The 12,436-nt window shown below is 43.4% G+C and carries 16 protein-coding genes and 1 pseudogene; 15 read left to right on the plus strand and 2 right to left on the minus strand.

What is annotated here, in order from left to right; all coding sequences use genetic code 11:
• Positions 1-4: 4 nt before the first annotated feature.
• The 9 genes from sigF to lysA all read left to right on the plus strand — a co-directional run bounded on the left by sigF (position 5) and on the right by lysA (position 7,256).
• Positions 5-772, plus strand: a complete 768-nt coding sequence (gene sigF, locus QA442_RS10005; protein ID WP_095431490.1) for an RNA polymerase sporulation sigma factor SigF — start codon at positions 5-7, stop codon at positions 770-772.
• A 126-nt stretch (positions 773-898) separates the two neighbouring features.
• Entirely contained in the window at positions 899-1,519 is a 621-nt protein-coding gene (spoVAA, locus tag QA442_RS10010; RefSeq protein ID WP_040083772.1) for a stage V sporulation protein SpoVAA, read from the plus strand.
• Positions 1,509-1,934, plus strand: a complete 426-nt coding sequence (spoVAB, locus tag QA442_RS10015; RefSeq protein ID WP_003230463.1) for a stage V sporulation protein SpoVAB — start codon at positions 1,509-1,511, stop codon at positions 1,932-1,934. The genes spoVAA and spoVAB overlap by 11 nt, the downstream gene beginning before the upstream one ends.
• Before the next feature lie 12 nt (positions 1,935-1,946).
• Positions 1,947-2,399, plus strand: coding sequence for a stage V sporulation protein AC (spoVAC, locus tag QA442_RS10020; RefSeq protein ID WP_003223947.1), 453 nt, complete (start codon positions 1,947-1,949; stop codon positions 2,397-2,399).
• 12 nt (positions 2,400-2,411) lie between these two features.
• Positions 2,412-3,428, plus strand: coding sequence for a stage V sporulation protein AD (gene spoVAD / locus QA442_RS10025; protein WP_095431491.1), 1,017 nt, complete (start codon positions 2,412-2,414; stop codon positions 3,426-3,428).
• A gap of 1 nt (position 3,429) precedes the next feature.
• Positions 3,430-3,780: a stage V sporulation protein AE gene (gene spoVAE, locus QA442_RS10030; protein ID WP_014664475.1), complete on the plus strand. Its 351-nt coding sequence runs from the start codon at positions 3,430-3,432 to the stop codon at positions 3,778-3,780.
• 7 nt (positions 3,781-3,787) lie between these two features.
• A complete protein-coding gene (spoVAEA, locus tag QA442_RS10035) occupies positions 3,788-4,399 on the plus strand; it encodes a stage V sporulation protein SpoVABEA (RefSeq protein WP_095431492.1) in 612 nt (203 codons plus the stop codon).
• Entirely contained in the window at positions 4,350-5,831 is a 1,482-nt protein-coding gene (gene spoVAF / locus QA442_RS10040; protein ID WP_095431493.1) for a spore germination protein SpoVAF, read from the plus strand. The genes spoVAEA and spoVAF overlap by 50 nt, the downstream gene beginning before the upstream one ends.
• 105 nt (positions 5,832-5,936) lie before the next feature.
• A complete protein-coding gene (lysA, locus tag QA442_RS10045) occupies positions 5,937-7,256 on the plus strand; it encodes a diaminopimelate decarboxylase (RefSeq protein WP_095431640.1) in 1,320 nt (439 codons plus the stop codon).
• Between the two features lie 29 nt (positions 7,257-7,285).
• Here lysA and QA442_RS10050 read toward each other — a convergent pair whose 3' ends face one another.
• Entirely contained in the window at positions 7,286-8,158 is an 873-nt protein-coding gene (locus QA442_RS10050; protein WP_069839189.1) for a DUF1002 domain-containing protein, read from the minus strand.
• Between the two features lie 257 nt (positions 8,159-8,415).
• On the opposite strand from QA442_RS10050, the gene QA442_RS10055 reads away from it, so the two are divergent.
• Positions 8,416-8,847, plus strand: a complete 432-nt coding sequence (locus tag QA442_RS10055; protein ID WP_003223931.1) for a peptidylprolyl isomerase — start codon at positions 8,416-8,418, stop codon at positions 8,845-8,847.
• A 139-nt stretch (positions 8,848-8,986) separates the two neighbouring features.
• Here the strand turns inward: QA442_RS10055 and QA442_RS10060 are convergent, their stop codons facing one another.
• Positions 8,987-9,199, minus strand: coding sequence for a spore germination protein (locus tag QA442_RS10060; RefSeq protein WP_014664471.1), 213 nt, complete (start codon positions 9,197-9,199; stop codon positions 8,987-8,989).
• A gap of 639 nt (positions 9,200-9,838) precedes the next feature.
• Between QA442_RS10060 and QA442_RS22225 the strand changes: the two are divergent.
• From QA442_RS22225 to sipS, 5 genes and pseudogenes are all read left to right on the plus strand, one after another.
• Positions 9,839-10,051 (plus strand): annotated as a pseudogene (locus QA442_RS22225) (hypothetical protein).
• Positions 10,052-10,177: 126 nt separating this feature from the next.
• Entirely contained in the window at positions 10,178-10,738 is a 561-nt protein-coding gene (locus QA442_RS10070; protein WP_409196906.1) for a DedA family protein, read from the plus strand.
• A 93-nt stretch (positions 10,739-10,831) separates the two neighbouring features.
• Entirely contained in the window at positions 10,832-11,140 is a 309-nt protein-coding gene (locus QA442_RS10075) for a phosphatase PAP2 family protein (RefSeq protein WP_176465940.1), read from the plus strand.
• Positions 11,141-11,257: 117 nt separating this feature from the next.
• Positions 11,258-11,464 (plus strand): zinc ribbon domain-containing protein, encoded by a 207-nt coding sequence (locus QA442_RS10080; protein WP_003230483.1) that lies wholly within the window; start codon positions 11,258-11,260, stop codon positions 11,462-11,464.
• Between the two features lie 334 nt (positions 11,465-11,798).
• Positions 11,799-12,353, plus strand: coding sequence for a signal peptidase I sipS (gene sipS, locus QA442_RS10085; protein ID WP_014664467.1), 555 nt, complete (start codon positions 11,799-11,801; stop codon positions 12,351-12,353).
• Positions 12,354-12,436 lie beyond the last annotated feature (83 nt).

The raw sequence follows: 12,436 nt of genomic DNA on the forward strand, positions 1-12,436 counted from the left end.
TGTTATGGATGTGGAGGTTAAGAAAAACGGCAAAAACGCTCAGCTGAAGGATCATGAAGTAAAGGAGTTAATCAAACAAAGCCAAAATGGCGACCAGCAGGCAAGAGACCTCCTCATAGAAAAAAACATGCGTCTTGTTTGGTCTGTCGTACAGCGGTTTTTAAACAGAGGATATGAGCCTGACGATCTCTTCCAGATCGGCTGCATCGGGCTGTTAAAATCTGTTGACAAATTTGATTTAACCTATGATGTGCGTTTTTCAACGTATGCAGTGCCGATGATTATCGGAGAAATCCAGCGGTTTATCCGTGATGACGGAACCGTAAAAGTATCAAGGTCATTAAAAGAGCTCGGAAACAAAATTCGGCGCGCCAAGGATGAGCTTTCGAAAACACTGGGCAGAGTGCCGACGGTGCAGGAGATCGCTGACCATTTGGAGATTGAAGCAGAAGATGTTGTACTGGCCCAAGAGGCGGTAAGGGCTCCATCTTCAATCCACGAAACCGTTTATGAAAATGACGGAGATCCGATTACCCTGCTTGATCAAATCGCTGACAACTCAGAAGAAAAATGGTTTGACAAAATTGCGCTGAAAGAAGCGATCAACGATTTGGAGGAAAGGGAAAAATTAATCGTTTATCTCAGATATTATAAGGACCAGACACAGTCCGAGGTGGCTGAACGGCTCGGGATCTCTCAAGTACAGGTTTCCAGACTTGAAAAGAAAATATTAAAACAGATTAAGGTTCAAATGGATCATACGGATGGCTAGTCTGCAGTGCAGGCTAGCTTTTTTGTGTGCAAAAGCGTGGTAATTTATGGTCTTTTCGAGCGGATGAATGAGAACAAAATCGAACCACATACTACATATATAACCACCGAAAGATGGTGATCAATGATGGAACGACGAATATTTATCCGGCTTCGCCACCGGGTGCTGGCACATCCAGGGGATATCATTACCGTTGGAGATGCCGCGCAAATAGAAGGGCAGCTTCAGCTGAAAAAGAAACTTTCGGCTATGCCGCTTTATCAAGTGAGCGAAAAAGATAAAAATATCGTAATTCTGGATATCATACAGGTCCTCAAAGCCATTCACTTACAAGATCCGACACTTGATGTTCAAACAGTAGGCGGAGCAGAAGCCATTGTTGAAATTCAGTATCGAAAACGGAAATTATCAACGGTTCTGTTTATCGGTGTCTGGCTGCTTCTGTTTATCGGATCGTGTCTTGCCATCATGAACTTTCATGAGGATGTAAGCATGAGAGATGTTCATATCGCACTATATGAAATCATAACCGGAGAGAGGAATGACTATCCATATTTGCTTCAAATCCCATACAGCATCGGTTTGGGACTGGGGATGATCGTGTTTTTCAACCACATATTTAAAAAGCGCCTAAATGAAGAGCCCAGCCCGCTGGAGGTTGAGATGTTTAACTATCAGCTTGATCTCGATCAATATGTGGCCATGCACGAGAATCAAGAAACCATAAAGGATCTGCATGATCGTTAGTGTATTGTTCATTATTTTTGTCGGGCTCGGCGGAGGCATAACGGTGGGGGCAGGTTTCGTTGCTTTTTTAACCGTAATGGGGATCATTCCGCGGCTGATGCAGCTCACCAAAACAATGAGATTTGTCCAGGCTTATGAAGCGGCTGTTATTCTTGGCGCGGTTTGCGGGGGATGGGAGACGCTTCATATGAATCATCTTTATCTGACAAAATGGATAGCTGTGCCGGTTGGACTTCTGGCAGGTTTGTTTGTCGGGATGCTAGCGGCTGCCCTTACAGAGGTTTTAAATGTCCTGCCGATTTTGGCAAAACGAATCGGGCTCAGAAGTAAAATCATTATTCTGTTAATGGCCATCGTGATTGGGAAAATCGCGGGATCTTTATTTCATTGGCTATACTTTATTGACCATTCATAAGGAGGTTTCAAGATGACAAACATTAAAGAAAATTACAAATCAAAAGTAAAAACATATCAGCCTAAGCCGCCTTACGTCTGGAACTGTGTAAAAGCCTTTTTAGTGGGCGGACTGATTTGTGCAATCGGGCAAGGTCTGCAAAATTTCTACATCCATTTTTTTGATTTTAATGAAAAAACTGCGGGAAATCCAACGGCTGCAACGCTGATATTAATTTCTGCCCTGCTTACAGGGTTCGGCATCTATGACAGAATCGGACAATTCGCAGGCGCAGGTTCAGCCGTACCTGTCACAGGTTTTGCCAACAGTATGGCAAGCGCGGCTCTTGAATATAAAAGTGAAGGATTAGTGCTTGGAGTAGCGACAAATATGTTTAAACTGGCAGGAAATGTTATTGTTTTCGGAGTTGTTGCTGCATACATCGTTGGAATGATTCGGTTTGCTTTTGAGAAACTGATGTCATAGGAGGAGAAGAAAATGAAATTAACAGGAAAGCAAACCTGGGTATTTGAACATCCCTTATTTGTGAACTCAGCGGGAACGGCAGCAGGACCAAAGGAAAAAGACGGACCGCTCGGCTCTTTATTTGATAAAACCTATGACGAAATGCATTGCAATCAAAAAAGCTGGGAAATGGCGGAACGGCAGCTAATGGAAGACGCTATAAATGTTGCGCTTCAAAAAAACAATCTGACAAAAGATGATATTGATCTATTGCTGGCAGGCGACTTGCTGAACCAAAACGTGACGGCTAACTATGTGGCAAGACATTTAAAAATCCCGTTTCTTTGTATGTTTGGCGCTTGTTCAACATCAATGGAAACAGTGGCTGTCGCATCAGCGTTAGTTGACGGCGGGTTTGCCAAAAGGGCACTCGCTGCTACCAGCAGTCACAATGCAACAGCGGAAAGACAGTTTCGCTATCCGACAGAATACGGAGGCCAAAAACCGGACACTGCTACCTCCACTGTAACCGGAAGCGGTGCAGTTGTCATCAGTCAGACACCGAGTGATATTCAAATCACAAGTGCGACTGTCGGAAAGGTTTCTGATTTAGGAATTACAGATCCTTTTGATATGGGATCGGCTATGGCCCCGGCTGCAGCTGATACGATTAAGCAGCACTTTAAAGATCTAAACCGGACAGCGGATGACTACGATCTTATCCTGACAGGTGACCTGTCAGGCGTCGGTTCTCCAATCGTAAAAGACATCTTAAAAGAAGATGGATATCCAGTCGGCACAAAGCATGATGATTGCGGGCTTCTGATTTATACCCCGGATCAGCAGGTCTTTGCCGGGGGGAGCGGCTGTGCTTGTTCAGCGGTTGTCACCTACTCTCATATTTTTAAGCAGCTGAGAGAAGGAAAATTAAACCGTGTATTTGTCGTGGCGACCGGTGCGCTGTTAAGCCCGACGATGATCCAGCAAAAAGAAAGCATCCCGACTATCGCCCACGGGGTTGTATTTGAGCGTGCAGGAGGTGCATCTTAACATGGATTATCTTTTGGCTTTTGTATGTGGCGGTGCCATTTGTATCGTCGGCCAGCTGCTCTTGGACATTTTCAAATTGACGCCAGCTCATGTCATGACAACATTCGTTGTAATCGGTGCCATATTAGATGGTTTCGGCATTTACGATAAATTTATTGAATTTGCCGGAGGAGGCGCCACCGTTCCGATCGTCAGCTTTGGTCACAGTCTTTTACACGGTGCCATGCATCAGGCGCATATACACGGATTTATCGGAATCGGCATGGGAATTTTTGAACTGACATCTGCCGGTATCTCAGCCGCCATTCTCTTCGCTTTTATCGTAGCTGTTATTTTCAAACCGAAAGGATAATGCCGACATGACAACAAAACGCAAGGTCATACTGGTAACAGACGGGGATGTGTATGCCGCTAAAACAATTGAATACGCCGCAAGAAAAGTAGGAGGCCGATGTATTTCACAATCGAAAGGGAACCCCTCCACCCGCAGCGGCGCCGAGCTCGTCAAGCTGATCGCCTCAGCACCGGATGATCCTGTATTTGTCATGTTTGACGACTCCGGCCTTCAAGGAGAGGGTCCGGGAGAAGCCGCTCTGACCTATGTCGCGACCCATCCGTCTATTGAAGTGCTCGGTGTGATTGCGGTCGCGTCAAAAACACATCAGGCTGAATGGACCAGGGTCGATGTAAGCATTGACCGCAATGGAGAAGTAACTGAATATGGCGTCGATAAAGTCGGGGAAAGAGAATTTGATGACCACAGAATGAGTGGAGATACTGTCTATTGCCTTGATAAACTTGATCTCCCGCTTATTGTCGGTATCGGGGATATTGGGAAAATGGGCAGAAAAGACGATATCTCAAAAGGGTCGCCAATCACCATGAAAGCGGTCGAGTTTATTTTAGAAAGGAGCGGATATCATGGCGGACCACAAGGAAGAGAAAATTCGGGTTTATCGGAATCCAGCTAAAAATGAAGAGTACTTCAAAAAACGTGTCGGAATGGGGACAAGCTATGATGTAGGTGTTCGCAAGCTCATTATTTTAGACAAAGAGATCCAGCTTTACTATCTAAATGGATTATGCGATACGGCTTATATTATTCATTTAATGAGAGAGCTTGTTGCCATTAACAATCGGAAAGAAGATCCTGATGAGCTGGTAGATATCGTCGAAAACAGATTGCTTAACGCCCAGGTCGAAAAAGTAAAAACCTTGGATGAAACCACCGACCAAGTGCTGTCCGGGCTCGTCGCAGTCATTGTTGAAGGCGCAGGCTTCGCATTTATCATTGATGTCAGGAGCTATCCGGGCAGAAATCCGGAAGAACCAGATACGGAAAAGGTAGTCAGGGGAGCCAGAGACGGATTTGTTGAAAATATCGTCGTCAATACGGCCCTTCTCAGAAGGCGGATCAGAGACGAACGCCTTCGAGTCAAGATGACGAAAGTTGGCGAGCGGTCAAAGACGGATTTAAGCATTTGTTATATAGAAGATATAGCTGATCCGGATCTGGTTGAGATCGTGGAAAAGGAAGTTGCATCCATTGATGTCGATGGATTAACAATGGCCGACAAAACTGTCGAGGAATTCATTGTTAATCAAAACTATAATCCTTTTCCGCTCGTGCGCTACACAGAGAGACCGGATGTGGCCGCGAATCATGTTCTTGAGGGCCATGTTGTCATTATAGTGGATACATCGCCTAGTGTGATCATTACCCCGACGACTTTATTTCACCACGTGCAGCATGCGGAAGAATATAGGCAGGCGCCTTCAGTCGGGACCTTTTTAAGATGGGTAAGATTTTTCGGTATTCTTGCTTCTACTTTATTTCTTCCGATCTGGTTTCTCTTTGTGCTCCAGCCTGATCTGCTTCCGGACAATATGAAATTTATCGGTTTAAATAAAGATACACATATCCCGATCATCCTGCAAATATTTTTAGCGGACTTAGGAATCGAGTTTCTCAGAATGGCTGCCATTCACACCCCGACAGCTTTATCGACAGCAATGGGTTTAATTGCCGCTGTTCTGATCGGGCAGATTGCGATTGAAGTCGGCCTTTTTTCGCCTGAGGTGATTCTGTACGTCTCACTTGCGGCGATTGGAACCTTTACGACGCCTAGTTATGAATTAAGCTTGGCAAACAAAATGAGCCGCCTTGTCCTCATGATACTCGTTGCCTTATTTCATATAAAAGGGCTCGTTATTGGATTTACAGTGCTAATTATTGCTATGGCAAGCATCAAATCCCTTCAGACACCGTACTTATGGCCGCTGATTCCCTTTAACGGAAAGGCGCTGTGGCAGGTTCTTGTCCGCACAGCGAAACCTGGCGCAAAAGTTAGGCCCAGTATCGTTCACCCCAAAAATCGCTTAAGACAGCCTACCAATTCATAATCGCATTGAAACTGACTGAAGAGTATGATAATGTATGTCTTAATTATGATGGGACAGTCCGTAAAACTGTCCTTTCATCCATAAGCGGAGAAAGAGGGAATGACATTGTTCTTACACGGCACAAGCAGACAAAATCAACATGGTCATTTAGAAATCGGAGGTGTGGATGCTCTCTATTTAGCGGAGAAATATGGTACACCTCTTTACGTATATGATGTGGCTTTAATACGTGAGCGTGCTAAAAGCTTTAAGCAGGCTTTTATTTCCGCAGGGCTGAAAGCACAGGTGGCATATGCAAGCAAAGCATTCTCATCAGTTGCAATGATTCAGCTCGCTGAGGAAGAGGGACTTTCTTTAGATGTCGTATCCGGAGGAGAGCTTTATACGGCTGTTGCGGCAGGCTTTCCGGCAGAACGCATTCACTTTCATGGAAACAATAAAAGCAGGGAAGAACTGCGGATGGCGCTTGAGCACCGTATCGGCTGCATTGTGGTGGATAATTTCTATGAAATTGCGCTACTTGAAGACCTATGTAAAGAAACGGGACACTCCATCGATGTTCTGCTTCGGATCACGCCCGGAGTAGAAGCGCATACGCATGACTACATTACGACGGGGCAAGAAGATTCAAAGTTTGGTTTTGATCTTCATAACGGACAAACTGAGCGGGCGATTGAACAAGTACTACAATCGGAACACATTCAGCTGCTGGGTGTCCATTGCCATATCGGATCGCAAATTTTTGATACGGCCGGTTTTGTGTTAGCAGCAGAAAAAATCTTCAAAAAACTAGACGAGTGGAGAGATTCATACTCATTTATATCCAAGGTGTTGAATCTAGGAGGAGGTTTCGGCATCCGTTATACGGAAGAGGATGAACCGCTTCACGCCACTGAATACGTCGAAAAAATTATCGAAGCTGTGAAAGAAAATGCTTCCCGTTACGGTTTTGATATCCCGGAAATTTGGATCGAACCAGGCCGTTCTCTCGTAGGAGACGCAGGCACAACCCTTTATACGGTTGGCTCACAAAAAGAAGTGCCGGGTGTCCGCCAGTATGTGGCAGTAGACGGAGGCATGAACGACAATATTCGTCCTGCGCTTTACCAAGCTAAATATGAAGCTGCGACAGCCAATCGGATCGGAGAAGCGCATGACAAAACGGTATCGATTGCTGGAAAGTGCTGTGAAAGCGGAGATATGCTGATTTGGGATATTGACCTGCCGGAAGTTAAAGAAGGCGATCTTCTTGCCGTTTTTTGTACAGGCGCTTACGGATACAGCATGGCCAACAATTATAACCGTATTCCGAGACCTGCCGTCGTATTTGTCGAAAACGGTGAGGCTCATTTAGTCGTGAAGCGAGAAACATACGAAGATATTGTAAAACTTGATCTGCCATTTAAAACGAGTGTAAAGCAATAAAAAAAGCGCCGATTTTTCGGCGCTTTTTCTTATTTGAAGATAGATACAATCGCATTCCAGATAGATACGAAGAAATCAATGACTTTCTGGATGAAGTTTTTGCCTTCATCTGATTCTATGAATTTCGTAATCTTATCTTTCGCTTTATCAAGCTGGTCACTGACCTGTCCCCAGTTAATGTCAGCGTTTTTCATCTTATTGAATAGGGAGACAAGCTGATTCTTTTGGCTGTCTGTAAGTGTGACGTTTAAATCAGAAGCTGCGTCGTCCACTTGTTTTTCGATGTCAGCTTTATTATCAGGCACCCCGTTTTTAGCAAACTCTTCTTTGATTTTTGCAATCAGGGCTGCCGCATTTTCGTTACCAATTTTGTCTCCAAGCTCTGATGTCGTGACAAGCTCTTGGTTGGCGACTTGCTTAACATCCTCCGAGATCGCTTCGTCGGAAGAAACCTCATACGCCTTAATCAATCCGGTTAAAGCCGCAGTCCCGGATACTTCAAACGGCGCTGTAACATACACCTTTGCATCTTTAACACCGGCTGTCATCAGCGCATTCAGGTACATTTCATCTGTAATGCCGCTGATATTATGTGTCTCAACATTCAGTCCAGAGCCTTTTTTGGCAATCGTTATGGACGATGAAGAAATCGCTCTTGATCCGATTTGCGCGTTCGATATATATTTTCCTAAATATTCATGTTCTTCCTTATTGGTCACGGTTACCGTTGTGGCATTATCAGGGACATTCATTTCATCAAGCACTTTTTGTTTGTCGGATTCTGACAAATCAGCACCAAGTGTTACAATGACATCTCCAACTGCGGCATCCGCGAGACTGACCTTCGGAACCATCAGCAGCAAAACGGCCGCTGCCAGCATTCCAATCCAAATTTTCTTCAAAGCAGTTTGACCTCCTTCAACTTCACATGCAGCTGGCTAGAGCTGCGTAGTGAGGACCTGAATCATAATGAAAATACAGTTCCGTTAGGTTAGACGGAGATAAAGAGATTCAGGTTTCATTTTTATTTTTTAGTAAAGCCGGGAGATTCGTTTTCCCCCGAAAGGTGTGGTATAATAGCCGCGACAAGGAGAGACAGGCTATAACCTATCATACATAATCTCCTTTGAAAATTAAAATAAAGAAAGTAGGCATACAATTGAAAACAGGTTACTTTTTATTAGAAGACGGCAACAAAATTGAATTTGAACTTTACCCTGAAGCTGCACCGGGTACTGTCGCAAACTTTGAAAAGCTTGCGAACGAAGGCTTTTATGACGGCCTTACATTCCACCGAGTGATTCCTGGCTTCGTCAGCCAAGGCGGCTGCCCGCACGGAACTGGTACTGGCGGCCCAGGATACACAATCAAATGTGAAACAGAAGGAAACCCGCATACACATGAGGCGGGCGCACTTTCTATGGCACATGCCGGAAAAGACACTGGCGGCAGCCAATTTTTCATCGTTCATGAGCCACAGCCTCATTTGAACGGTGTTCACACTGTATTCGGTAAAGTAACAAGCGGATTAGAATTCGCGAAAAACATGTCTAACGGCGATGTCATGAAAGAAGTTCGCGTAGAAGGCTAATCGGCAGGCAAAAGGCTTCCTCTTAGAGAGGAAGCTTTTTTGTTGGCCAAAAATGGTCAATAAAAAACCGCCGAATGCTGATGGCGGTTGGCAAACCAGGTGTTAAAGGAAGGAGTTTCTCAATCCCCAAATAAATACATTAAAAAGTTTTGGTGACGTTCTGATCAGTAAATTGATGATTAATCATTTTAGCCTTGCTTACGAAGTTATTTTCAAAAACAATACCTGTGTTTAAACCTCCGGAGCCAAACACAGATTTGGACAAAGTTAATGGCCTGATCATAAAAGCGCCGCCTACGTTAACTACGCCGTTGCCGGAAATGTTGTTTATATTAATAGGATAATCAATCATACCATTAATCTCCTTTCATATTATTCTACTTTTTATATGTATTAGTGCTAGAGTCAATAAGCATAAACTTATTGGTAAAAATATTTAAATGAAGCCTCTTTTTTTCGGTTTTTGAAAAATGTGCATAAAAAAGAGCTTCTTTAAGGCTTCCCGAAACCCAAGTATTTGTCTGTGCTTTTATTCTCTCTGAAAATGGCGGCTTTTCTAGATAATGCAATAAGATCAACTTCTGGTTGACTACAAATAGATATACATTACAAGCGGCTCTTCAAACCAGTGATTACGCATGCTGAAGCCGTGATGTCCCGTTTGCTGAAAATGTTCCTTTCTTGTAAGAGAACGGTTTCTCCTAAATTTAATAATTTGCTATGATGACCCTCAAATGAAAACATGGGGGAGATAAGGTAGTCACTCCCTTAACCGTATATGTTAGATTTTTCAAACCAAACAAACACCTGACTTGGACGTTGACCAGAACCGCCCTTGGCAAACAATCTGCATCAATATGTATGGACAAGGATAGGTTGCGTTTTTTTATCCAGATAAGATCCCGTCGGAACTACTGAAAAGAAAATTGAGCTGATTATACAAAAGTGGATTGGGAATGATAAAAGGACAAAAAAGGTTAAGGAGAAACACATGCAAGTTTTGACGGGGTTACTTGAACAGCATGGATATGCCGTCTTGTTTATTGTGTTTAGAGCTTATCGCTTTACCTGGACCTGGAGAGTTTCTGATGGGCTATGCGGGTGTTCTCGTGTTTCAAGATAAGTTAAACTGGGCGCTAAGCATGTTAGCGGCAGGATTGGGAAGCTGTGCGGGAGTGAGCATTTCGTATTGGATCGGGTATAGACTGGGCCCTGCCATTTATAAATATGGAGAACGAATTCATTTTGGAAAGGACAGGATGAAAAAAACATCACGCTGGCTTGCACATTACGGAAACAAATTATTTCTTATTGTTACTTTATACCAGGTGTGCGCCATGTCGCCGGCTATGCTGCAGGCATTACTCATATCCGATTTAGACAGTATGCCATCTATGCGTATTGTGGTGCATTTCTTTGGACCGGCACATTCATTTCACTTGGAAAGTTACTCGGACCGGACTGGGAACAGTTTCATGCCGCAATCAAAAAGTATGTATTGATCGTGAGTTTGTTTGCTGCTATTCTGATCTTGCTTTTCTACCTGGTCAAGACGCAAAAAAGCAAGATCAGAGAGTTGATCATAGCGGGATTGGTGAAGGGGGCAAGACAATTTCACACCCTTCGCCGTTTAAGGCTTCTGATCGTGTTCACAGCTTTATTGTTTTTGATGTTTGTGCTGTTAATGGGAAGCTTGGTTGAAAATTATATCAATAATGAATTTAAGCCGTTTGATACGATCGTTACACTTGTTGTGACAGTTCTTTTTAACTCACAGTGGCAGTATTGGATGGCAGTATTCGGGGTTTTTGCGTCAAGAGATGTTCTATTAGCCGTTATTGTTGTAACTTTTCTTTGGATAGTATTCAAAGGGCAAGACCGGAAAATCTAACTCTCTTTCTTATTTTTCCTAGTCATTGGCGGAGAGCTTTATGAAGAGGGAATCAGGCGTCTCTTTCATTCCCTTCATCCTGTCCATGCTCCTTTGGAAAGTCACGTCTTATACCCGTTTCCAAGCGAACAGACGTTAACGGCATTTGTCATTTTTGGTTTTTGCGCTTATCTCTTTGTGCGTCATTCTCACAAAGCTCGTCTGCAAACTGTTACATTTTTATCGTTGCTTGTCGTTTTGTTCCTCATCGGGCTGAGCCGTGTGTACTTTCATGAACAGTATCCTAGTGATGTTGTTGGGGGCTACGCCTTCGGCGGTGTTTGGCTCAGTTTGAATGTTTTCGTCATGGAGCTCTTCCGTTTCTCCAGAATATTTAGCAAGCTGAGAAACGAACCCGATTAGTATGTAGGACGGGTGATTAAAATTAAGAAAACTTTAAAGTTGTACGATTCATTGAGATTGGTATTTTGTAGTAAAATAAATCAAAACAAACGTGATGTATGAAAAGGGGTTCTTTATATGGACAACAAAGGCTGTATAAAATGCGGCAGCACTGAAGCCGGACAAAAAGAAATAGCCACAACCGGCACGGGTTTATCAAAGCTGTTTGACGTGCAGCATAACCGATTTCTAGTGGTTTACTGTAAGAACTGCGGATATTCAGAGTTTTATAATAAAGAGTCTTCAACTGCCGGGAATATATTGGATTTATTTTTTGGAGGCTGACAATGTTTTTCGAGCTTCACTGATTTAAACATATCATGAAAGCAAAACGGATGCCTGTTATGTCACCTGTGAAATAAGCTGCCCGTAACCTCTGTCCCTGTGCAGGATAAGGATGCTGACGTTGATGCCGCCCAGGTTATGTAGAACTATGAAGTTGAAGTTCAATTTCTCAAGCGACATTTGAGGAAGGCCTGGTTGTGATCGACAAGAAAAAAATAGGCATGAAGAAGATGAAGATTAACAGTTTGTAAAATCACTTCAATGGTCCTAATGGGATTTCTTTTCGATTCGTGATAACATAAATTGAAGACCGTTGTTTATTGGAGGAAATCAGTTGAAATCAGAAAATGTTTCGAAGAAAAAATCCATTTTAGAATGGGTTAAAGCAATTGTGATAGCTGTCATTCTTGCTTTGCTCATCCGCAACTTTATTTTTGCGCCGTATGTCGTTGATGGTGACTCTATGTATCCTACACTTCACAACCGTGAAAGGGTCTTTGTCAATATGACAGTCAAATACATCGGCGAGTTTGATAGAGGAGACATCGTTGTGTTAAACGGAGATGATGTTCACTACGTCAAACGCATTATCGGCCTTCCCGGCGATACAGTTGAGATGAAAAATGACCAGCTCTATATCAACGGGAAAAAGGTGGACGAACCTTATTTGGCAGCTAATAAAAAGAGAGCGAAACAGGACGGTTTTGACCATTTGACCGATGATTTCGGCCCGGTTAAAGTGCCTGATAACAAGTATTTTGTGATGGGTGACAACCGTCGGAATTCCATGGACAGCCGTAACGGACTTGGCCTCTTCACGAAAAAACAAATTGCGGGTACGTCAAAGTTTGTTTTCTACCCGTTTAACGAAATGCGCAAAACAAATTAGAGTCAAGCAGACCCATTGGGGCTGCTTTTTTTATATCTTTTTTATGGTTATCCCCCAAAACCAGAACATAAATTCGTATATCT

Origin of the sequence: Bacillus stercoris (assembly GCF_029772985.1) — a bacterium.
GTDB classification, from domain to species: Bacteria; Bacillota; Bacilli; order Bacillales; family Bacillaceae; genus Bacillus; species Bacillus stercoris.

Excerpts from the sequence above, each read along its gene's own strand:
- spoVAEA (WP_095431492.1), top strand. The coding sequence starts at position 3,788 with ATGACAACAAAACGCAAGGTCATACTGGTAACAGACGGGGATGTGTAT.
- spoVAC (WP_003223947.1), top strand. The coding sequence starts at position 1,947 with ATGACAAACATTAAAGAAAATTACAAATCAAAAGTAAAAACATATCAG.
- QA442_RS10060 (WP_014664471.1), bottom strand. The coding sequence starts at position 9,199 with ATGATTGATTATCCTATTAATATAAACAACATTTCCGGCAACGGCGTA.
- spoVAA (WP_040083772.1), top strand. The coding sequence starts at position 899 with ATGGAACGACGAATATTTATCCGGCTTCGCCACCGGGTGCTGGCACAT.
- spoVAE (WP_014664475.1), top strand. The coding sequence starts at position 3,430 with ATGGATTATCTTTTGGCTTTTGTATGTGGCGGTGCCATTTGTATCGTC.
- sigF (WP_095431490.1), top strand. The coding sequence starts at position 5 with ATGGATGTGGAGGTTAAGAAAAACGGCAAAAACGCTCAGCTGAAGGAT.
- QA442_RS10080 (WP_003230483.1), top strand. The coding sequence starts at position 11,258 with ATGGACAACAAAGGCTGTATAAAATGCGGCAGCACTGAAGCCGGACAA.
- spoVAB (WP_003230463.1), top strand. The coding sequence starts at position 1,509 with ATGATCGTTAGTGTATTGTTCATTATTTTTGTCGGGCTCGGCGGAGGC.
- spoVAD (WP_095431491.1), top strand. The coding sequence starts at position 2,412 with ATGAAATTAACAGGAAAGCAAACCTGGGTATTTGAACATCCCTTATTT.
- spoVAF (WP_095431493.1), top strand. The coding sequence starts at position 4,350 with ATGGCGGACCACAAGGAAGAGAAAATTCGGGTTTATCGGAATCCAGCT.